This is a genomic window from Thalassospira povalilytica (genome assembly GCF_002844235.1).
In the GTDB taxonomy this organism is placed as follows: domain Bacteria; phylum Pseudomonadota; class Alphaproteobacteria; order Rhodospirillales; family Thalassospiraceae; genus Thalassospira; species Thalassospira povalilytica.
Map to the genome: position 1 here is coordinate 855,594 of NZ_PGTS01000002.1, position 21,898 is coordinate 877,491.

A 21,898-nucleotide genomic window follows, 5' to 3' on the forward strand; every position below is an offset into this window, starting at 1 on the left:
CCACCCTTTTTGTTTGTCGGCTGTTTGACCCGGCGGTGTTTGATGCCCTATGCCCCGGCCTTGTTGATCGGCAGCGACAGGATCAGGGAGCTTAGACATTTGCCATGCGGATCAAGTGCCAGCGACCTTGTCACTCCGCCGCCAAGCGCATCATGCATCACGAAATTAAGGGCCCCGATCTGTGGCAATTCATAGCGGATGACCTTACCCGAAATCATTGTGCCAAAATGCGCGCGTACCCGTTCTGCCGTGACCTGATCGATCAGAAGCGGCCAGTCTTCGGGGTGATAGGCAATCACCGACACATTGGAAATGTTGCCCTTGTCCCCGGTGCGCGAATGCGCAATATCGCGTAACTGCAACATCAGACCTCCATCATTTCAAACTGCGTGCGCACCTGGTCTTCGGGCAGAAGCCCCGATACGATCGCAACGATTTCCCGTTTGGATTTGGTCACCCCGCCGCCACCGGCCGGCCCGTTAAGATACAGGCTTTCGACCTCCTCGCCGATCCGTGCGGCAGTGGCAAGGTCACGGGTTCGCACCACAAAACGCAGGCGCACTTCCGCCGGTTCTGATGGCCCTGATTTGACGTCCTGAAACACCGAATTCACCCCGATCAGCTCCCCCCTGACTTCTTCATGCGCGATCCCGGCAAGCAAAAGCCGTTGATGCAGGATATCAAGGGCAAGACGCCCGCGGGCTTCGGCACCGGGACCAGCATATGAAATCTGACCTTCACCGACACAGGAATCGACATAGCCGATCGATACCTTGAGCGTGCCGGTACGCGCCGATCCGTCACCGCCGGCAATGGCAACCCGGTCCGGTCCGATTTCGGTAATCTCGACGTTGGAAAAATCGGCAACCACATCGGGCTGGATATAACGTTTCGGATCATGAACTTCGTAAAGAAGCTGTTCCTTGCAGGTTGCCGCCGTCACAAAACCGCCCGTATCGGCAAGCTTGGTAATGACAGCATTGCCGTCTTCGGCAACCTCGGCAATCGGGAAGCCCAGCCGGGCCAGATCCGGCACATCCTTGATCCCGGGATCGGCAAAATAGCCCCCGGTGATTTGCCCGCCACATTCCAGAAGATGACCAACAAGCGTCCCGCGTCCAAGCCGGGTCCAGTCATCCATCTGCCAGCCAAATTCAAATATCTGTGGTGCCAGAAACATCGCCGGATCGGCCGCACGACCGGTCAGAACCACATCCGCCCCCGCCGCCAGCGCATCAACAATGCCCCCGGCCCCGAGATAGGCATTGGCCGACACCACCTGTTTTTCAAAACCGGCCAGGGTGCATCCGGCCTCATCAATGCGAAACTGATCGGGTGACAGGATATCAAGAACGTCATCGCCAACAACTGCCGCCACCTTCAAGCCCGAAAGGCCGAGTTCGCGCGCGATATCGACCGTGCGCCGTGCCGCGGCCACCGGGTTTGCCGCCCCCATATTGGAAATCACCCGGATCGCCTTTTTGTGGCAGATCGGCAGAACCGCGCGCATGCGCCGTTCAAGCAACGGATCAAAGCCGCCGTCGGGATCGTGCATTTTTGCCTGTTGCGCCAGCGCGATGGTCCGTTCAGCCAGGCATTCAAAAACCAGATAATCAATATTGCCACGCTCGGCCAGATCGACAGCCGGTTCGATGCGGTCGCCGGAAAAACCGGCACCGGTTCCGATGCGGATGGTCTTCATTGTCCACCCTCCATCGCAGCACGACGGGCATCGCGCCCCCAAAACAGCAACCCGCCCAGCAGGCCCGCGGCAATCACCGGCGTCAGAAAGGCCGGCCACAACGCAATGGCGATCACAATCACCAGCATGCCGCGATCAAGCCATACCCGCCCCAGTAACGGCTGCCCGCCCAGCAAGGCCGGGATCGCCACAACAAGAACAAGCCCGGACAAAATGGCGTTGGTCACCGCCATGACGCCACCGCCGCCGGTCATGCCCGGATACAGCAGCAACATGAACGGCACGACATAGGTCAGCGCGCCAAGACGCACCGCCTCGAACGCGGCGGGAAGCCAGTTGGTCTGCGCGATCCCCGCCCCGACAAATACCGCGACACAGACCGGTGGCGTGATGACCGAAATGGTCGCGAAATAGAAGACAAACAGATGTGCGGTAAGCGGTTCGATCCCGACCGCCGTCATCGCCGGGGCCAAAACCGCTGCAACCAGCACATAGGCCGCCGTGGTCGGAAGCCCCATTCCCATGATCAGGCACACCAGACCAACAATCACCGCCACCAGAACCGTTGAATCACCGGCAATCGCAACGATCATGGAACTGAGCGTCACACCAATCCCGGTCATGTTGATCATGGAAACAAGGATTTGCGCACCCGCCAGCAAGACACCGATAATCACCATGCCCTTGCCGGCATCAATCACCCCGTCCAGAACCCGCTTTGCCATCTCGGCAACCGATATCTGCCCGGCCGATGTCAGGACAAAGGCCACCAGCAACGCTGCCATGCCATAAAATGCCGATGTCGCAACCGATCGGCCCATGAATATCCCGATGGCAAGACCACCAAGGGCAGCAATGATCGGCAACACCTTGCGCAGGGCAAGAATTTCGGACCATGCCGGAAGCTCGTCTTCGGGCACCAGGCTCAGATTGCGTCTGGTGGCGACGATATGAACGGTCACAAACACCGAAAGATAAAAAAGGATGGCCGGAATGATTGCCGCGATCATGACATCGACATAGGCAATGCCAAGAATTTCGGCCATGACAAAGGCCGCCGCCCCCATGATCGGCGGGGCAATCTGCCCGCCGGTTGAGGCCACGGCCTCGACCGCGGCGGCAAGGGGTGCCGGATAGCCCAGACGACGCATCATCGGAATGGTGAAATTGCCGGTCGTCGCAACATTGGCCACCGCCGATCCGGAAATCATGCCAAACAGGCCGCTCGAAATAATCGCGATTTTCGCAGCGCCGCCTTTTTGCCGGCCGCCAAGACGCATCGCCAGATCCATAAAACTTTGCCCGCCACCGGTATGAAGCAACAAGGCGCCGAACAGGACAAAGGCGGCAATCACCGTGGCGGCAACCCCGGTCAGCATGCCCCAGATCCCGAGATCACCCAGGAAAATCGTCTCGGTAACGAATTCGACATCAAACCCGCGATGCCCGAGACTTCCGGGAATATATTTGCCCAGCAACGCATACAGCAGACCGGCAATCACAAGGGCGGGAAAAATTGCCCCGACCGCACGGCGACCGACTTCAAGAACGGTCACAACCAGCCCGACGGTCAGGGCCATATCAAGACGGGTCGCCCATGGCAGGGTCGTCATGATCTCGTCGTAGTTCACAACAATATAGGCACAGGCACCAACCGTGACCGCCGCAAGCACAAGATCAACAACCAATCCCGGCTTTCGCCAGCTTGTGTCTTTGCCCAGCGGATAAAGACACAACCCCAAACAGGTCACAAGTGCGAGGAAAACCGCCCTTTGAACAAGACTTTCAAACGGGCCCGTCGCCGCGGTGTAAAAGACAAAAATACCAACAAGCAACGCAAACCCGTCGCGGATGCGCACAGACATGGCGGTTTTCCCCCTGTTATTCTGGTTTCTTATTGTTTGGCCGGGTCAAGGTTCGCGGGGATGTCATATCCATTTTCGCGGAACCATTTCGCCGCACCCGGATGCAGGGGAATGGTGGCATATTGCAGCGTCAGCTTGGCAAGATCGACGCCCTTCACACTGGCCATTGCCGCGCCCTGCACTTCTTTGTCGGCCATGATGGCATCAACGATCTTATAGGCCGCGTCTTCGGACAGGCTTGCCGATGCACCGACACCGACGCCAAAGCTCCAGGTCGAATAGGCCGGAATGCCATCAGCCGCACCTTCGGGGATATCCACTACCGAAACGTCAGGCATTTTTTCGATCAGTGCCTGTTTTTGTGCATCGGTCAGGCTCAGCACCTTGATCGGAGTAAAGGTCGCGATATCAAGGGTAGAGCTGTCAAGCTTAAGACCCGCACCGGATTTCACATATCCGCTTACACGGTTGTCCTTGATCATGTCGACAACATCGGTGGTCGATCCGCGTACATAATCCGATGACAGATCAAGTGCGGCAAACACCGCCTCGGTCGTGCTTTCGGTTGCCGATCCCTTGATACCCGGGTTGAAACGCTGTCCGGCCAGTTCGGCCAGGCTGTTGATGCCGGCATCTTCGCGCACGATAACGTTCTGCGGGGCGCCGGTATAAACCCAAAGCAGACCCAGATTTTCCATCGCCTTGCCGTCAAAACCCTTGCTGCCGGAATAGGCGTGCTGGGCGACGTTGGTGGTCACCAGACCAAGGTCGATCTGGTTGCGCTCGATACGGCGCAGGTTATCCATGGTCGCCCCGGTTTCGACAACCGATGCTTCGATACCGTTATCGGCATCATTGATCAGCTTGGCGACAGAAACGAAATAACCGTAATGCGATGATGATGCCGACGTTGACCCGATCAGCAATTTGTCCTGTGCGAATGCAGGTACGGAAAGACCAATGGCAAGCGCGCCCGCCAAGGCGAGTTTCGTGAATTTCATAATGTATTCCTCCCTATGCCTATAACGGCATGTTTGACGTTCCGTCGATTTGTTTTGACGTTGATTTTTTCGACGGACCGAAAGTGTGGTTCAGTTTTTTTATTGCAGGAAGATCAAATAGTGAGATAATTGATGCATGAAACGCATCAATCTTGATACGGACGAAATTCGATCATTCTGTCTTTTGGCAGAAACGGGCAGTTTTCGCAAAGCAGCTCAACGACTTGGAATTTCCGGATCAACATTAAGCCGCCAGATCAGCCGCATCGAAGAACGCACGCAGGCCCGCCTGTTTGACCGTGACACGCGCAATGTTGCGCTGACCGATCAGGGCAAAATGTTTCTCAGACTCGCCGAACGGATCCTGAACACCACGGATTCCGCACTGGCTGAATTTGACACCTATCTCAATACCCGGCGCGGCAAATTGACGATTGCCGGACTGCCATCGGTAACCGCCGGGCTGTTGCCGCCGCTGATTGCCGAATTCATGGATGCCCATCCCAATGTCGATGTTCAGCTTAATGACATGCTTTCGGAAGGTGTGCTGCGCGAAGTTGAAATGGGCCGTGCCGATATCGGCTTTACCGCCGATGTGGTCGAAGACAGCGACAATCTGTCTTTTCAACGCCTGCTGAGTGACAAGTTCATCGCTGTCGGGGCACCCGGAAGTTTTCTTCAGGAAGAACGCACATATAAGTGGGAAGAAATCCTGTCACAGCCGATGGTCGCCATGTCGCGTGAAACAAGTGTGCGCGCCGTCATTGATGCGGCCTGCACCCAAAACAGTTTCCTGTTTCGCCCGCGGTTTGAAGTTGCCCATCTGGCAACTGCGGGTGCGCTGGTGTCGCAAGGTCTGTGCATTACCGCCCTGCCATCGCTGACCTTGCCGGTTCTGGGGCGTTCACCGCTTATTTTCCGGCCGCTTGAAAGCCCGGTGCTGTTGCGCCAGATCGGCTTAATCTGGCGATCAGGGCGCACATTGCCACCCGCCGCCCAGGCCTTTCTGAACCTGGTGCGCAGCCGCAATCTCAAATCACTTATCCCGCACTCAACCATTGAAAACAGCCTCGTCTCGCCAACATCTTGATGGGTGGCTTTGCATTGCCTGCGTCGTGGCGCACCTCTGCCGCGCAATGGCGCAATTTGCCTCGCCCAAGGCGCGATAATCTGTTTGCAATCTAAGGGATTATACTTCTGTTACCATTCACAGGCTGGTCATAGCGACCTTCGTGTGCTAGCAAGCCAAACATCACAACCCAACGCTTCAGGACCAGAATTTATGGCCGATTATGATGTCAAGCCGCTGATCACGGCGGACGAAATTGCCACCCAGATCGACGCGCTTGCCGCCAAGATCAACGAGAGCTTCAAAGACACGGAAAAACTGATTGTTGTCGGACTGTTGCGGGGCTCTTTTGTTTTCATCGCTGATCTGGCCCGCAAACTGACCGTTCCGGTCGAAGTCGACTTCATGGTCGCATCATCTTATGGCGACTCTACGGAAAGTTCGCGCAATGTGCGCATCGTCAAGGATCTGGATGGCCAGATCCGTGGCAAGGATGTGCTTCTGGTCGAAGACATCATTGATACCGGCTATACGCTGTCGGAAGTTGTGCGGTTGCTTAAGACCCGCGATCCGAACCGTCTGGAAATCTGCACGCTTCTGAACAAGCCGTCGCGCCGCGAAGTCGAAATCCCGATTGATTTCTGCGGCTTTGATATTCCTGACGAATTCGTGGTCGGTTATGGCATCGATTATGCCCAGAACAACCGCAACCTGCCCTATATCGGCACCGTGCATTTCCACGGCGAATAGGCCGGGACCCGATCAAAATTAAAATGGCGGGAAGCTGATGCTATCCCGCCATTTTTGTATTGTGATTTTCATCTGACGGCGCCGTATCCACACGCCCCGGCGGACGATCAAAAACGCCCAGTGCTTCAAGATCGCCGACGATCTGTTCGAACCCGGTCTGCATGCGCGGCTTGTTGCCCTGTCCGGTGGCGTAACCGGTCACTGCGGAATGCACCAAAAGATCAAACAGCATGTCGTCTTCGGATTTGCGCCCGGCTGCCATCTGCGCATCGGCATCGGGCTGATCAACCGCATCGCCCGGATCACGTTGCAGAATGATCGCAAGTGCAATCAATCCCAGTGTCACCAGCGTTCCACCCAATGCAGTGGCAGCAGCAATCGCACCAAACGATGCAGCAAGCGCCATATAGATAGCCGCAAGCAGAAAACCGGCCCCGATCAGTATCAGAATCGCGATGGCGGCAAAAGCCGCGCACTTGCGTGCCGCGGCTCTTGCCAGATCAGCCAGACTATCTGTCAGTTGATCAATCATTTCTGCAGCAGACGGCCAACAAGCAGGCCAACGCCAAAGGTCACGGCAACAGATGCCAGCGGGTTCTCGCGAACCTGATCCACGGCCACACCGCGTGCGTGATCAAACTGCTCACGGGCCTGACCGGAAACTTCACGAATGCGTTCTGCAGCCGCCTGGGTTCTGGTCTGTGCCGCATCACCACCCATTGCCTTAAGGGTCTTGGTGATTTCGGCCAGATCATTGCGCAGGGCATCAACATCGGCCTGAAGCTTTGCGGTATCTGCAGTCGTCTCGGTCTTGGTCGCCATGGTTTTCTCCTGTTGTTTTGAAAACAGCAACACCCCCTAAACGCCCCCGCCCGGCTTTGGTTCCATCTTCAATTGTGATGTTTTAGTGGCACCGGGATCCTGTCGACCCGGTCGATATCGATTGCCTTGATGTGCGTGCTGCCATCACAATTGCCATGGCAAAACGTCCTGAATGCGACCGCTTCTCAATCCATCATTCATGTAATTGAAAGCCTTAAACAATGTTCAGAAGTTTCTTGCGTTCCTTCAAAGGTACTTTATGTGCAGCTTTGCTGACATTTTCCCTTCCGGTCTGCGCCCATGCAGCGGCAACAACCACCAGCTATCTGATGTGGCAATTGCCGGGCTCTGCGATCAGTTTTCCGGTCTATGTCTATCAGAATGACACACAGGTCGATTATCTGTACGCCACAACCCAGCAAGCCTTCCTTGGCGACTATGCGCCGGGTGCTACGAATGCGAACTTCATCCTTTACTATCAGGATTCAAATGCGGCCTGGCACGGTTGTAACATGGTCCTGACAAACGGCCAGATCGCCACGACAACCACCTGCCCGGGGGCTGTGATCAACAAGCCGGTCGCAAATTCCAATGTCTATACGCTGGCGATGGGGGCAATTGCCTGGCCCGCGATTGATCAGGCCCCGACAAACCCGACCACTGTCGATTACGCCAAACGCAAGATCACCTTCAAGAACGATACCCAATACGCCCAGATCCGCATCGGCGAACATTGCACGGTTTCGGCCAACCCCGACAATTCCAACTGCGCCAACAACCTCAATCTTTATGAAATTGCCAAGGGGGAAAGTGCGACCTTTTATGTCGATGGGGATGGCACGACACCTGCCCAAACGCCGCTTGCCGGTCTGACATCCTATGGCTTTACCGTCACGGCCTATAAAAAGTCGGCAAGTGACGACTGGGTTGAAACCGGCGGATATGGCAAAGGCGAAACCCCCTATGCCACCAAGATCGAATTCACCCACAAGGCCGTCCCGATCAAAAACGGCGCCCCTTCCCCGGAAGGTTCGACCAATTTTGATATTTCGGCGGTCGACGGATACAACATTTCGGTTACCGGCTATCCGGCAAAGCCGACCTATTGCACCTATACCGTGCCGCCGGAAAATTCCAATATTCTCGGGGCTGGCAAATATGGCCCGGATATCTTTCTTGCCCGGATCAATGACAGTGAAAAGACCTGTCAAAGCAGCTCGCAATTGCCACAGGGCTATAACAAGGGCGATGCGCCCGTCAAATGGGACCTGACGGTCACCAGCAATGGCAAATACCAAGGCTGCATGAGCCCGTGCAGCTACGCCAAAGTCAATAATGACAGCAATCAGGATCTGTTTTGCTGTGCCGGGAAATACAAATCATCGAAAACCTGTGACCAAGCGACCGGTGTTATTGGCGCAAACAATTCGACCTATGTCACCAATCTGGCCCCGCCGGTCTCAACGCATGTCTATCGCTTTGCCTATGACGATGCGATTGGTGATTTTGCCTGCCCGGCCCAGACCGATTTCATGATTATTTTCGGCACCGGGAACGATTGATTACCAACTGCCCAAAAAAAGAACGGCCCGCGTGGGCTGCGGGCCGTTCCATGTTCCTGTCGGAAATTTCTGGGCGGAAATGAAGAGTGGGTGCTCTTCGACGGGGGTGGGTATCCCCGTTACGTCAATCAGTAAGGCAAACCGACGTAATTTTCCGACAGGTTGGTCAATCCTGCCTTGGATGACAGGATATATTGCAATTCGGCATCACGAATGCGGCCGTCAAATTCGTTCTGATCCCCGAACGTATGCAGCATCGATGTCATCCACCAGGAAAACCGCTCTGCCTTCCAGACGCGTGCAAGTGCGGTATCGGAATAGGTCGCAAGCAGGTCTTCGCGGTTTTTCTTGTATTTCGCGATCAGGGCTTCGGACAAATAGTGCACGTCACTGGCTGCAAGGTTAAGCCCCTTGGCACCGGTCGGCGGCACGATATGGGCGGCGTCACCCGCCAGGAACAGGCGACCATGCTGCATCGGTTCGGCGACAAAGCTGCGCAGCGGCGCGATGCTTTTTTCAAACACTTCGCCTTCATTGACCAGCTCGGCATCTTCTTCGCCAAGGCGGGTGCGCAATTCGGCCCAGAAACGGTCATCGGACCAGTCTTCGATTTTATCGGTGCTGGGCACCTGAACATAATGGCGCACAACCGTTTCCGAACGCATCGAACACAGCGCAAAACCACGGTCATGCTTGGCATAGATCAGTTCATCGGCCACCGGCTTTGCATGGGCCAGAACACCAAGCCAGCCAAACGGATAGACCTTCTCGAATTCCTGAACACCCGGAAGGGTTTTCCGGCCGACACCGTGGAACCCGTCACATGCGGCAATATAGTCGCACCGCAGTTCGACTTCATTGCCGTCTTTGACATATCGAACACGCGGCGCATCACCATCAATGTCATGCAGGCTGACATCTTCGGCTTCGAACACGATTTCGCCACCATGGGCAAGACGCGCTGCGATCAGATCCTTGGTGACTTCGGTCTGGCCATAAATCATCACCGTTGATCCACCGGTAAGCTCTTCCATATTCACATGGGTGCGCTTGCCATTCACACTGATATAGATGCCGCCGTGAATGATGCCTTCCTTGTTCATGCGGGCATCAACCCCGACCCGTTTCATCAGGTCGACTGTCCCCATTTCAAGAACACCGGCACGGATGCGGCCTTCGACATAGTCGCGGCTTTTGCGTTCCAGAATGACGGAATCAATTCCCTGCACATGCAACAGATGGGAAAGAAGCAAACCGGCGGGGCCGGAACCAATAATGACGACAGGGACATGCATGACGGCTTCCTCACAAGATCACGGTTGTTGGTTTTTATTGGAATAAGAACCATTCCATTGCGGAAAGAATACGCCTGTTCGCAGTTGGACAGAATGGACAAACCGGGATAATGATTGGACAAATCGAACACGTATCCACATTTGGTTATGGATCGGGTTTGATCTGGTTTTGGCTCTTGCGGCCAAATCACCGCCTGGTCTGGTTCAGTTCAATTGCCCCGACGGCGCCTGATCCCCGCCATCGGCCGTCCCGGGGGCTGTGACAAAATCGGATTTGCACAACGCCCATTCCTTGCAGATTTCCTGTCCGTCATCCGACATCATGAAGGTTTCATAGGCCTGCATCAGTTCCGCGCCGAACGGATGTTTGCGCGAAAACAGAATGAACATGTCATTGGTTGTAATGGTGTTGGTGGTGGCATAACGTGCGGCCACCTGTTCGCCCAAAAGCCCGGTCAGGTCGTGCCAGCCCACGGCTTCCTCTTCAAACAGGATATCGGCCCGGTCTGCATGCAGAAACCGCCAGGCGGATTCCGGGTTATTTACAATGTCGGCTTCGATGCCAAGTCGTCTGAATTCCTGTTCATACCAGTAACTGGCAATCCCGACCGGACGCAGTCCAAGCCCGACAACATCACGCAACGCGTTGATATCGATCCCCTCGGGGAAACGGGACTTTTTGTAAAATCCCTTTTGATGGGCCTGGGCAATCGGATAGCGCGGAATATGAAAGGCATCCCTGCGCTCGACTGTCCGAAGCCACGGAAATGTCGCGACATAGATGCCCTGGCGGGTTTGCTCATAGGCCCGTTGCCAGGGCACGAAAATGAACCGGACGTCAAATCCCATCGCATTGAAAATCGTCTGGAACCGTTTGGCGTGTTTGCCGAAATCAGGAAGTGTTTCACTGATCATCGGCGGCCATTCGCCCACCGCCACCCAGACCTCATATCCGGGTTTCAATTTGCCCGGACCGGTTTGCCGGGCATCACCGACACGGATCACGTCCCCTGCCCGGCTTCTGGCATCATCGCCAACATTGCCACCGGCATGGGGGTCAGTTTTGGTGTTGGTTTGGGTGTGGGTGTTGGCTTGGTTGTGGGTATTCTGGCCTTTTGCCGGCATAATGACCGATCCGGCACGGGCGGTTGCCGCGACATCCAGGATGACCGCAACACATATGAACCCGATGACAACTGTTCTTTGCAACCATCGCACATGCGCTTCCCGATATAACCCCATAGGCATCTCCGGAAAATGTGACCGTGACAGGCGCTGTAAAAACCATTGATGGATCAATGCCATACCAACAATAGCATCATTTGGTGATATTGAAGAGGAAAATGCGCGTCCGCCCCCAAACCGGTATTGCGCACCCGACGCCATCGCATGTTTTTTGATCAAATTATCGCTGTGATCAAAAATTAACCTTCCCAAAGGTCGATCCGCCCCGATCACTGTGATAAGCTTCTGACCAAGAGACCAGTTTACGGTCTTGCACATGTCAAAAACCGCGACAGAACGGGATGATGCCAAACAGCCGCGCCATCGCCATCTTTACCGACCTTGACGGCACATTGCTTGATCATGACACCTATGGCTGGGACGCCGCACGTCCGGCACTTGATCGCGTGAAACAGCTTGCCATCCCCCTGATCGCCGTATCCTCGAAAACACTTGCCGAACTTGAACATATCAATCAGCAATCCATGCTGTTTGACGGGCTGATTGGCGAAAATGGCGGCGTCATTTCCCTGAATGGCGAAATCGAACAGGCTGGCCCGTCATCCGAAACAATCGATGCTGCGCGCAATCAGATCCGCGATGCAGTTTCCGTCCCTGTTGGCAGTTTTCGGACCGTCTCGCCGGAAATCATTGCATCGGAAACCGGTCTTCCGCTTGACGATGCCATTCGCGCCGGTCAGCGCCATTGTTCCGACCCGCTGATCTGGCAAGCCAGCAAGCAGGATGTCACCACGGCGCGCGCCATTGCCGAAAAATGGTCACTGAAACTGGTCAAGGGTGGCCGTTTCCATACCTTGTGCGGCCCCTCGACCAAGGGCGAAGCCATGAAACGCATTCTGCAATGGCTTGCCCTGTCGCAAAGCGGCAAAAGCGAAACCTCCCCGCCCAAACGGTTCACCACCATCGCGCTTGGGGATTCCCCCAATGACATCCCGATGCTGGCCGAGGCCGATTTTGCCATTCAGATTCCAACCAAACATGGCGCGCGGACATCGCCGCTGCTTGACCATGCCAATCTTCGGATCGCGCCCGCCCCCGGTCCTGCGGGCTGGAACGCTGCGATCAACGACCTTCTCGACCAGTTAACCAATACCAATAAAAACAGCGAGGTACTTCATGGCTGATTTCCATCAGGGTGGCCCGATCACAACCCTTCATCGCATTCTTGACCGCAACCCGGAAGAACTCGCCTATGAAATGACTGCCTTTGCCCGCCAAAGGCGCCAGACCCTGATTTTGCCGTGCCTTTATTCGGAACTTGAAACCCCGGCCATGACAACCATTGTCGATGGGCTCAAACAGGCGACCTATATCGATCAGATCGTCGTCGGTCTGGACCGCGCCAATGCGCAGCAATATCTTCATGCGCGCGAATTTTTCAAAGACCTGCCGCAGCATGTGCGCATTTTGTGGAATGACGGGCCGCGCCTGCGCGGTGTTCATGACCGGCTTGATGAATTTGGTCTGGCCCGTTACGAACCCGGCAAGGGCCGCAATGTCTGGTATTGCATGGGCTACACCCTGGCATCGGGGCGCAGTTCCGTGATCGGCATTCATGATTGCGACATTGCGACCTATACCCCCGATCTTCCGGCCAAGCTGATGTATCCGATCGCCAATCCGGCGTTCAATTTCGCCTTTGCCAAGGGATATTACGCCCGTGTTGCCAATGGCACCCTCAAGGGCCGGGTATGCCGCCTGTTTGTCACCCCGCTGATCCGGGCGTTGAAACAGGTGGTCGGCAAGACCGATTTCCTGAATTATCTCGATTGTTTCCGCTATTCCCTGTCCGGTGAAATGGCGATCCGCACCGATGTTGCCTATGGCCTGCGGGTTGCGTCCGATTGGGGGCTTGAAATTTCCATGCTTTCGGAAATGTATCGCAATCACACGGTCCATCGTCTGGCCCAGGTCGATATCGCCGATATCTATGACCACAAGCACCGCGAATTCGACCCGGCGCAAAAAGATGACGGCCTGTCGCGCATGGCGGGTGACATCGCCAAATCCCTGTTCCGCAAACTGGCAACACAGGGGACGATTTTCTCGCACGAGACATTCCGCACCCTTAAGGCAACCTATTATCGCGCGGCACTCGACCTGATTGAGCAATACCGTGCCGATGCCCTGTTTAACGGCCTTAAAATCAATCGCGACGAAGAAGAAAAATGCGTCGAGGTCCTGTCGGAAGTCATCATCAGTGCCGGTCAGCACTATCTCGACAACCCGCTTGAAAGCCCGTTCATCCCAAGCTGGCAGCGTGTTGAAAGTGCGATGGGTGACATTTTCGAACATCTTTCAAGTGCAGTTGAAGACGATCTGAACGACACCGAAATCGGCAAGGGTTAAGAGCGGGGCTTGATCCGGCACGCTGTTTCGAACGCGCTTGCGGTTCGCTGCTATTGCGTATGATCGGGGAATGGAAATATGGCCAGAAAGACCTGAAGAACGTCTTCCTGGCCTTTTCGTTCAAGAACCACCGGCAATAACAGCCGCACCCCTTTGCGCCAGTCTTTTTGAAAGATCTGCAAATGATGGATTTGCGGCTTGCCTGTTTTGCGTGCCGCGGACAGGGCCGCATGCAATGCAGTTGAAAAATGGCAATCCACTTCACGGGCAAAGGCACCGCGCCAATCCTCGCCGGTCAGCGCAATGATGTTTTCACCTTCGAGCAAAATCTGAAAATCATCCTTGTCCGGGTGATATTCATAGATGCTGATATCATCAATCCATGGGGACAACGTATCCGGGGTAAAGTCGCAACGGGTCGGAATTCTGCGCCGTGCAGCAGCCCGGCCCCACAATGCCAAAAGCGCATGCGCCCCGGCCGGTGCATCCGCGCCAAGCCGATCCAGCGGCACTTCCTTGTCATGCGAACCACCAAGCCCGGCCATTGCGCATCCGTCAGATATAGTGCATCGGCTCGTAGGGGAAACGTGCGCCAAGCACCTGATAGATCGGGTCACCAAACTGGTCCATGGTTTGCGCCGGCAACAGGACACGCAACCAATGACGGTGTTTGGCATGATTTCCGGCCACATTCACATAATGGAAAGTCGGCCGCTTTTCGTACATTGTCTTTAGCAATGCCGCCATCAGACAGGTGCCATATTTCAGGTCGATCTCGCGCGGGGTGGATCCCTGAAAATTTTCGCCCGTGGCAGCAACAATTGACGGTGCATCAATGCGCACCAGAAAGTCATTCCGGACCGGCAGATATTCATAAACACTGATCTCGTCGCGCCAGCGGATCAGACGTTCCGCATTCAGAATGGCGCGTGACGGCACGCTGTTTATTCCGGTCTGGGTCCATGCATCATACCATGTGTCGACAAGCGCAATGACCCGGACATCAACGTCCTCGGGCAACCCGTCCAGTTCGGTGTCTGCTGATTCAAGCGCGCGTGATGGTATCATGGCATTTTCCCAGATATGCACGTGGGTAAATCACGCCCCGAAACAAGTATGAAAGCCAAATAATCACGATGCCCCGCGATAAAAGAAGTGGGTGACGAAAACCTGTTCGATAACCCGCCCCTGCCGGTCGGTTGCCCGCATAGGCAACAAAAGACGCAGCCATTCTTCCCAGACCTTGCGTTCATAACCGATGCGGTGAAAGGCCGGCTTGCCGTGATCGATCACCTCAAGCAATGTCGCGTGTAATGTGGTGCCAAAATCCAGATCAATCTGCCGGGGTGAACAGCCATGATAATCTTCGCCGCTGGCGTCAATGATGTTCGGGGCATCGATGCGGATGATAAAATCACGCTTTTGCGGAAGATATTCATAGATACAGATATCATCGACCCAAGGCGCCAGAACATGACCGTTCAGCACCTTTCGGTCAGGAACCTTGCCACCCTTTGCCGCCGCTTGCCAAACCTCGAAATAGGATCTTACGCGGCTTTCTGTATCATCGGGCAAGTGCGGAATTTCGATTTCCTGCGCATACGCCATGTGCGTAAATTGCCCTCTATGTCCTGCTATCTGGACACGAGTTTTGCAAAGCACATTTTGTGACGCAACGATAAACGCATCGGCTGCGTATTTTTTGCACAATCTGAAAAACCGATCAGACCGGCATGGCATCCCGATAGCGTTGCAGCAACCGGCTTTCGGTACGGTTGCGCCCGTCCCGGTTGGAAATCCACACGATCTGATAGGGCGCCAGCTTCATGATCCCGTCGTAATCTTCGATCACTTGCTGGGTGATCAAATCCTGCCAGCCTTCGGTCATGATCAGATTGATCTTCGAAAGATCAAGATCCTGTTGGGTCTCGGTCAGGTTAAAGACACAGAAAATGCTTTGTTCATTCAAATGCGACTGCCGCCAGATGCCCAGCAAATCCGGACCGAGATTAAGGGTATATTGCGTGGCATTGGGGTGAAACGCAGGTTGCCCCATACGGATCGACATAAGCGCGCGCAACTGATCAAACGCCGATTTGGCCGGACCATCTTCGGACAGAACCCGTTCTGCATCGGAAAGCTTCCAGATCTTGCGGTTCAGGCGGCGCGGAATACCGGTTTCCTCATACGCCGCCTGATCATTTTCCGTTGCCAGAATGGTCTGGACATAGATCGCCGGGATCCCTTCAAGCGACATGGCAATTGCCTGGCTCATCACAAACCGTTCAAGCCCCATGGTCGCTTCTCCGGCGAAGTTTTCCGCCAGCATGCTGTAAAGCGTCACATTGAGCTCATAGGGCTTTTGCCCACCCCCCTTAAGCGCACGGTAACTGACCTGGCCGCCCATCTTGAGCGCATGCTCGCGCAGGCCATCAATATCTTCATCGGGAATAAGGTTCTCGGCCGGACGTAGACCAATGCCATCATGGCTGGCGGTAAAGTTAAAGAACGTACAGCCCGCCGGTGCCGGTGGCATCGCCATGATACATTTGCGGATATAATCGCTCCGCCCGCTCAGCAACGCATGAATGATCACCGGCGGCAGCGAAAAGTTGTAAATCAGGTGTGCTTCATCCTGATTGCCGAAATAGGACAGGTTTTCCAGAAGCGGCAAATTGGTTTCGGTAATAAACAGCACATCGGGATAAAGCGCATTGCAGGCCAGGCGCATGGCCTTGATCAGTTTATGGGTCTGATCAAGATTGATGGATGTCGTTCCGACTTCCTTCCAAATAAAGCCGATGGCATCAAGCCGCACCACGCGCACGCCATGCTTCAGGTAATTCAACACCACGCGCAGCATTTCGAAAAACACATCCGGGTTGCCATAATCCAGATCGACCTGATCATAGCTGAATGTGCACCAGACGAACTTTTCGCCATCCTTGGTCACGACATCATTCAGCAACGCATGACTGCGCGGGCGCACCACATCGGAAAGATCATCTTCAAGGCTTGCGGTTTTGATGTAGTCAACACCGGGTTTTTCACCGGCCAGAAATTGCTGATACCAGGGATGCGACGCCGATATGTGGTTTGCCACCAGATCGGCCATCACCGTGCCGTGCTTTGCCAGATCCTCGACATCATCCCAATCGCCAAGTTCCGTGCGAAGCTGGCTGAAATCGCTGACTGAAAATCCGTCATCGGATGTAAAGGGATGAAATGGCAGGATATGAATGCCGGTAAGCCAGTCCTTCAGCCATTTACGATGAAATTCGCCAAGGCTTTGCAGGCCCTTTTTGCCGTCCTGATGGATGCTGTCGCCATAGGTGATCAGAAACGCATCGCGCTGATCCCATTTGCGCAGGTTTTCCTCTTTGGGTTCCGGCCCGTCACCTTCGACCGGCAGGCCAAGTTCGTCAAAAACGCGCAGCACCAGTGCTTCGTGATCGTGTTCGGGATAAACATCTGCAAGCAGGTTGCGCATCGCGCTGGCAAACGCAATCCGTCCCGAGGTTCCGACAACACGATCCATACTGGCTCCTTCCGGGCAGGCAATTCAAAGCATTACGCAATGAAATAATGAAATTGCACAGGATGCAAGCAGGGATTCCATTCTGCCGACAAAGCAGGCATTAATACGCAAAACGCCCGGCACAAGGCCGGGCGCTACAACATGGCAACTGCAACGATCGTGCCTTACGGCGCAATCGTTACCTCGACCAGCGCATGGGTACGCTTGGTGTCGATATGCTTGATGGCATCGAGCAGGATCCCCGGAAGGTCTTCGGGACGCTTGGCCTTGGCAACCCAGGCACGGCTGGCCTCGGCGACCTTGGTGAAATCCGGGCTGGGTTTAAGCGCGGTCAGCGGCATTTCATTGGTTTTCGCCGCATAGCCGTTCGGATACATCCCCGCCACCGACTGGCGCACCGCACCCCATTCATTATTGTTCAGAACAAGGATCAGGATCGGAAGTTCAAGCGCCTCGGCGATCTGATGACATGCCGTCGGGTTGGCAAACATGTAGGAACCATCCCCCATGGTCGCGACCACAAGCTTGTCCTTGTCGGCCAGCTGATAGCCCATTGATGCCGGGAATGACCAGCCAAGCCCACCGGAATGCGGTTCCTGATACCAGCTGCCATGTTCCGACAGAGAAAGTGGCTCCAACGGACAGCCAAGCTCGGAAAACACCGTTGCCGCACGACCGGCAATCGCATCGGACAGACAGCGCGATACAAAGGCCTTGGTCATCGGGTCCACTGCCCCGGCATCGGCCATCGCCAGTGCTTTCTTGCGGGTTTCGGCATTGATCGTGGCAATTTTGCCCCGACGATCCGAACAGGTCGCAGCATGATCGGCATGACGACGATCCATGGCATCTGCCAGCATCATGATGACATCACCGGTCTCGCCAACAAGCGAGATATCGGCGGCAAAGTTACGCCCCGGGAAACGGGAATAAAGCGGGTTCTGACCGATCTGAACCACCTTGCAATCGGGACGCAATGTGTGGATATCGGGTGACCAGGGCGCCAGACAATCAATCACCACCACCGCATCGGCATCCTTAAGCCAGGGTGCCGGATCCATCCCGGCAAACATCGGATGTTCGGTGCCAATGGCAAGCTGGATCGCCCAATATTGCACGACCGGAATGCCCCATTGATCGACCAGCTCGGAAAAACGGCCAAATGCCTCGGCTGTTCCCGTCCCGCGCTGGGCAATGATCACTGGGTTCTTGGCATTGGCAAGAATGTCGGCGGCCTGCTCGACACTGGCTTGCGGCGGGGCAACCGGTACCGGCTGCATGCGAAGCGGCCCGTCAATCTCGTCCCCCGGGCAGGGTTCACACAGAACCTCACGCGGCAGACTGACATAGGTCGGTCCCTTGGGCACCGATGATGCGATGGCATAGGCACGATCAACGACTTCGGGCACCTGTTCGGGGAACTTCAGTTCATATTCCCATTTCGAACTTTCGCGTACCAAGGCCGCCTGATCGCGCATTTCCTGGCCCCAGCCGATCGGAACGGTGCGCGCGCCAAGGCGGCCCTTTTCCATCACCGGGGTTCTGCCCGACATCAGAACGACCGGCACATGTTCGGTCGCGGCGTTGATCGCGCCAATCGCACAATTGGCAAGACCGACATTGGTGTGCGCCATAACGGCCTGCGTTTTTCCGGTCGCAAGGTAATAGCCATGCGCCATGCCCATCGCCGCATTTTCATGCGGCATGATCAAAGCATTGGGAAGATCGATATCCTTTGCCGCCGCCTCGGCCAGACCTTCGATGATCGGCGGAAAGTCGGTGCCGGAATTGGCAAAGATATAATCAATCCCGATCGCCTTCATGCGGGCCAGAACCGCCCCGCCGGCGGTCAGGGTAATCTGACCGGATTTGTCACGCGTGTCGTTTGTCATCAGACGCCTCTTGTTTTACTCTTTCAATATTTCTATATTTGAAATATGATTTATAATATAGTTTATTATTGAAATCCGGGCGGCGTCAAGCATCGCGTCCGACTTTGACCCGTGGCGTTTTATGTGAATGGAAAATCATGACCAGCCAGCTCAATGGATCTGTCCTGAAGGCCTTTAAAATTCTGGATCTTTTTGCCGCGGGAAAGTCCGAACTGACGGCAAAGGAAACCGCAGATGCGCTTGGCATCAATATGATTACCGCACATCGGTTTTTGCACACACTGGTCCATGCCGGCGCGTTGCGGGCATCGTCACGCGGAGTTTTCCGGTTGGGATATATGTTTGCCGATCTGGGTGAACGGGTTTTGCATGACGGCAATCTGCCAACCCTTCTGCAACCGATCCTTGATCAGCTGGCGCGTGACACCGGGGAAGCCTGCATGGCAACCGAATTTGATCGCGACATGGCGGTTTGCATCGCCAAGTCCCTGCCCGACCGGCCGCTTTATGTCGATATCCGGATCGGCTCGAAACTGGATGCCTTTTGCACGGCGCACGGCAAATTATGGCTGGCGCATATGGGCTCTGAAGATCAGGACCGCTATTTCAAGAACGCCCAACTGCATGGCATGACCGATCACACCATCACCGACATAAAAACCCTTCGGGACGAACTGCAAACGATCCGTCAACAGGGCTTTGCCACCAATAATGGCGAACGTGAAAATGATATTTATGCCATTGCTGTTCCGATCACGACCCAGCATGGCAAAATGATTTCAGGCTTTTCGGTTTTCGGCGCATCACCGGCAATCCTTGGCCAGCATCGCGACAGTCTGCTTGATCATCTGCGATCAGCAACACAAACCGCCCGCCAGGCCCTTTACGGCGCGGCGTAATCCCAAAGCCCTGCGCACCTATCAGGCAAGCCCTTCGGCGATGCGCATTTTGCGCTGTCTTTCACGTTCAGCATCCGACGGGGCGTGATGGGCAAAGGACCCGCATTTAACAGCCCCGTCCGGACGAAGAATATTCAGGCACACGCCCGTCGAAAAGGCCTGACTTGAAACCAGCGTCAGGTTGGTTGGCGCACCGTCGTTGCCAAACAGGCGCTTGCCCCTGCCAAGGATGGCGGGCATCACCCACAGGCGATATTCATCAACCAGATCATTGGCAATAAGGGCTTGGACAAGCCTGCTGCTTCCCTGTGTCAGTAAATCCGGTCCATTGCCCGCCTTAAGCGTGCGGATGGCATCGATAATATCGCCATCAAGCGCCACCGAATTTTGCCAGCTCAGACTGTCGGGATCGGATGTCGCGACGTATTTGGTAACACTGTTGAATTTCTGCCCGATCGGGTCATCATCGCCGGCATAGGGCCAGTGGGCTGCAAAAATATCGTAGGTATATCGCCCCAGCAGCAGATCATAGGATGCGGATAAATGATCCCCCATGATCTTGCCCATTTCCGCGTCCCAATAATGGAAAGTCCAGCCGCCAAATTCAAATCCGCCGGCGATGTCTTCGTCCGGGCCGCCCGGGGCCTGCATCACGCCATCAACCGACACAAAGGCCGATACAATCACCTTCCTCATCTGAACGCTCCTTTTTGCGGGCAGATCTTTGTTTTCAGGCATGTTACGCCTGCATTGCCAATGCGGCAAAAGAAAACCCCGGCACATTGCGGCGCCGGGGGAAGTTGGTGTCGTTCGGAGGGAGACTGGGCTTTTACGCCCTTTGGAATTACAGGAATTCCCGAAAAATCAGATGGCTTTGACCACCACCGGGCGTTCTGCCTGAACCATCAGGCGGTTGCGGATGGGGCGGCCAAACAGGGCTGATGAAATTTCGAATTCATCGCCGTCCTGTGTCGTGATGCCATCGGCAAAGCTGAGTGTCGCCGTACCAAAGAAATGCGCATGCACATCACCCGGGCGGCGGAACAGGTCATATTTGAAGTGGTGATATTCAAGGTTGGCGATCGAGTGCGACATATTGTCTTCGCCGCTGACGAACTGCTTTTCCCAGATCACCTTGCCATCGCGATACAGACGCGAGGTCCCCTCGACATGGCTTGGCAGATCCCCCAGCAGCAATTCCGGCCCCATCGCGCAATGGCGCAGCTTTGAGTGCGCCAGATACAGGTAGTTCTGGCGCTCCATCACATGATCGGAAAACTCGTTCCCGATCGCAAAGCCGATGCGCACCGGGGTTCCGTCATGGTCAATGATATAAACCGCGGCAATTTCCGGTTCCTCGCTGCCATCAAGGGCGAAGGACGGGCTCGGGATCGCCGCCCCGGGATTGGCAACAATGGAACCATCGCCCTTATAGAACCATTCGGGCTGCACACCATGTTCACCGGCCTTGGGCTTGCCGCCCTCGACCCCCATGCGGAACATCTTCATGGAATCTGTTTCATCGGCGGCCTTGTTGTCGGCCTTGTGCATATTTGCGCGCGCAGAGGCCGAACCAAGATGGGTAAGCCCGGTCCCGGTGACAAGGAAATGCGCCGGATCAACATGGGTAACCGGCGGCAACAGGCGCCCGTCACGGACAACCTCGTTATAATCAACGCGGTCGTCCCCCATACGAATTTTCGCCTTTTCGATCATCGTCATGTTTTTGGCAAGCGCGATGGTCGCAAGTTCACGGGTGGTGGAAACGCCCTTGAGCGGGATAAGGGTATTTTCGTCTTCGACCACGGCAACATGCTGCGCACCCGCGGTATCCTTGTATTGAACCAGTCTCATGAAAGTTCGTCCTGAATGATCTTTGTCGGTTATGTGAATGTCGGCTTGATCGCCA

The 21,898-nt window shown here is 55.2% G+C and carries 21 protein-coding genes; 6 read left to right on the forward strand and 15 right to left on the reverse strand.

What is annotated here, in order from left to right; translation table 11 throughout:
• Window positions 1–47 precede the first annotated feature (47 nt).
• From CU041_RS08275 to CU041_RS08290, 4 genes are read right to left on the reverse strand one after another with little or no spacing between them, the layout of a single operon-like run.
• The gene (locus tag CU041_RS08275) at window positions 48–365 is read right to left on the reverse strand and encodes an AtuA-related protein (protein ID WP_369813516.1); all 318 of its coding nucleotides are present in this window, start codon (window positions 363–365) and stop codon (window positions 48–50) included.
• On the reverse strand, window positions 365–1,702 hold the full coding sequence (locus tag CU041_RS08280) for an acyclic terpene utilization AtuA family protein (RefSeq protein ID WP_101246382.1): 1,338 nt from the start codon (window positions 1,700–1,702) through the stop codon (window positions 365–367). The genes CU041_RS08275 and CU041_RS08280 overlap by 1 nt, the downstream gene beginning before the upstream one ends.
• On the reverse strand, window positions 1,699–3,567 hold the full coding sequence (locus tag CU041_RS08285; protein ID WP_101246383.1) for a TRAP transporter permease: 1,869 nt from the start codon (window positions 3,565–3,567) through the stop codon (window positions 1,699–1,701). The genes CU041_RS08280 and CU041_RS08285 overlap by 4 nt, the downstream gene beginning before the upstream one ends.
• Before the next feature lie 29 nt (window positions 3,568–3,596).
• Window positions 3,597–4,568, reverse strand: coding sequence for a TAXI family TRAP transporter solute-binding subunit (locus tag CU041_RS08290; protein WP_101246384.1), 972 nt, complete (start codon window positions 4,566–4,568; stop codon window positions 3,597–3,599).
• 136 nt (window positions 4,569–4,704) lie between these two features.
• Between CU041_RS08290 and CU041_RS08295 the strand changes: the two genes are divergently transcribed.
• Together CU041_RS08295 and hpt are read left to right on the forward strand one after the other, a co-directional pair.
• Window positions 4,705–5,658, forward strand: a complete 954-nt coding sequence (locus tag CU041_RS08295; RefSeq protein ID WP_068517344.1) for a LysR family transcriptional regulator — start codon at window positions 4,705–4,707, stop codon at window positions 5,656–5,658.
• Window positions 5,659–5,850: 192 nt separating this feature from the next.
• Window positions 5,851–6,387 (forward strand): hypoxanthine phosphoribosyltransferase, encoded by a 537-nt coding sequence (gene hpt / locus CU041_RS08300; protein ID WP_068517343.1) that lies wholly within the window; start codon window positions 5,851–5,853, stop codon window positions 6,385–6,387.
• A gap of 40 nt (window positions 6,388–6,427) precedes the next feature.
• Here the strand turns inward: hpt and CU041_RS08305 are convergent, their stop codons facing one another.
• Together CU041_RS08305 and CU041_RS08310 are read right to left on the reverse strand one after the other, a co-directional pair.
• Window positions 6,428–6,919: a hypothetical protein gene (locus CU041_RS08305; protein ID WP_101246385.1), complete on the reverse strand. Its 492-nt coding sequence runs from the start codon at window positions 6,917–6,919 to the stop codon at window positions 6,428–6,430.
• Window positions 6,916–7,209: a DUF883 family protein gene (locus CU041_RS08310; RefSeq protein ID WP_068517341.1), complete on the reverse strand. Its 294-nt coding sequence runs from the start codon at window positions 7,207–7,209 to the stop codon at window positions 6,916–6,918. The genes CU041_RS08305 and CU041_RS08310 overlap by 4 nt, the downstream gene beginning before the upstream one ends.
• A gap of 236 nt (window positions 7,210–7,445) precedes the next feature.
• Here CU041_RS08310 and CU041_RS08315 point away from each other — a divergent pair, with 236 nt between their 5' ends.
• Window positions 7,446–8,771 carry a thaumatin family protein gene (locus tag CU041_RS08315; RefSeq protein ID WP_170310170.1) on the forward strand — a complete coding sequence of 442 codons (1,326 nt, stop codon included), beginning with the start codon at window positions 7,446–7,448 and terminating at the stop codon, window positions 8,769–8,771.
• A 128-nt stretch (window positions 8,772–8,899) separates the two neighbouring features.
• On the opposite strand, the gene pobA is transcribed toward CU041_RS08315, so the two are convergent.
• Together pobA and CU041_RS08325 are read right to left on the reverse strand one after the other, a co-directional pair.
• Complete coding sequence (gene pobA / locus CU041_RS08320; RefSeq protein WP_068517339.1) at window positions 8,900–10,066, reverse strand: 4-hydroxybenzoate 3-monooxygenase; 1,167 nt, start codon at window positions 10,064–10,066, stop codon at window positions 8,900–8,902.
• 204 nt (window positions 10,067–10,270) lie between these two features.
• Window positions 10,271–11,308 carry a type 2 periplasmic-binding domain-containing protein gene (locus CU041_RS08325; protein WP_101246387.1) on the reverse strand — a complete coding sequence of 346 codons (1,038 nt, stop codon included), beginning with the start codon at window positions 11,306–11,308 and terminating at the stop codon, window positions 10,271–10,273.
• Between the two features lie 287 nt (window positions 11,309–11,595).
• Between CU041_RS08325 and CU041_RS08330 the strand changes: the two genes are divergently transcribed.
• Window positions 11,596–12,435 (forward strand): HAD-IIB family hydrolase, encoded by an 840-nt coding sequence (locus CU041_RS08330; RefSeq protein WP_101246481.1) that lies wholly within the window; start codon window positions 11,596–11,598, stop codon window positions 12,433–12,435.
• Window positions 12,428–13,660 carry a glycosyltransferase family protein gene (locus CU041_RS08335; protein WP_101246388.1) on the forward strand — a complete coding sequence of 411 codons (1,233 nt, stop codon included), beginning with the start codon at window positions 12,428–12,430 and terminating at the stop codon, window positions 13,658–13,660. Before CU041_RS08330 ends, CU041_RS08335 begins: the two co-directional genes overlap by 8 nt.
• Before the next feature lie 50 nt (window positions 13,661–13,710).
• Here the strand turns inward: CU041_RS08335 and CU041_RS08340 are convergent, their stop codons facing one another.
• The 5 genes from CU041_RS08340 to CU041_RS08360 form a co-directional block, all read right to left on the reverse strand.
• A complete protein-coding gene (locus tag CU041_RS08340; protein ID WP_101246389.1) occupies window positions 13,711–14,205 on the reverse strand; it encodes a hypothetical protein in 495 nt (164 codons plus the stop codon).
• 10 nt (window positions 14,206–14,215) lie between these two features.
• Window positions 14,216–14,728 carry a hypothetical protein gene (locus tag CU041_RS08345; protein WP_170310171.1) on the reverse strand — a complete coding sequence of 171 codons (513 nt, stop codon included), beginning with the start codon at window positions 14,726–14,728 and terminating at the stop codon, window positions 14,216–14,218.
• Window positions 14,729–14,791: 63 nt separating this feature from the next.
• Window positions 14,792–15,268: a hypothetical protein gene (locus tag CU041_RS08350; protein WP_101246391.1), complete on the reverse strand. Its 477-nt coding sequence runs from the start codon at window positions 15,266–15,268 to the stop codon at window positions 14,792–14,794.
• A gap of 115 nt (window positions 15,269–15,383) precedes the next feature.
• The gene (locus CU041_RS08355; RefSeq protein ID WP_101246392.1) at window positions 15,384–17,198 is read right to left on the reverse strand and encodes a sugar phosphorylase; all 1,815 of its coding nucleotides are present in this window, start codon (window positions 17,196–17,198) and stop codon (window positions 15,384–15,386) included.
• A gap of 164 nt (window positions 17,199–17,362) precedes the next feature.
• Window positions 17,363–19,090: a thiamine pyrophosphate-requiring protein gene (locus CU041_RS08360; protein ID WP_101246393.1), complete on the reverse strand. Its 1,728-nt coding sequence runs from the start codon at window positions 19,088–19,090 to the stop codon at window positions 17,363–17,365.
• Window positions 19,091–19,227: 137 nt separating this feature from the next.
• Between CU041_RS08360 and CU041_RS08365 the strand changes: the two genes are divergently transcribed.
• Complete coding sequence (locus CU041_RS08365; protein WP_101246394.1) at window positions 19,228–19,989, forward strand: IclR family transcriptional regulator; 762 nt, start codon at window positions 19,228–19,230, stop codon at window positions 19,987–19,989.
• Between the two features lie 21 nt (window positions 19,990–20,010).
• On the opposite strand, the gene CU041_RS08370 is transcribed toward CU041_RS08365, so the two are convergent.
• Together CU041_RS08370 and araD1 are read right to left on the reverse strand one after the other, a co-directional pair.
• A complete protein-coding gene (locus tag CU041_RS08370) occupies window positions 20,011–20,685 on the reverse strand; it encodes a dihydrofolate reductase family protein (protein ID WP_101246482.1) in 675 nt (224 codons plus the stop codon).
• A 168-nt stretch (window positions 20,686–20,853) separates the two neighbouring features.
• The gene (gene araD1 / locus CU041_RS08375; RefSeq protein ID WP_101246395.1) at window positions 20,854–21,843 is read right to left on the reverse strand and encodes an AraD1 family protein; all 990 of its coding nucleotides are present in this window, start codon (window positions 21,841–21,843) and stop codon (window positions 20,854–20,856) included.
• Between the last annotated feature and the right edge of the window lie 55 nt (window positions 21,844–21,898).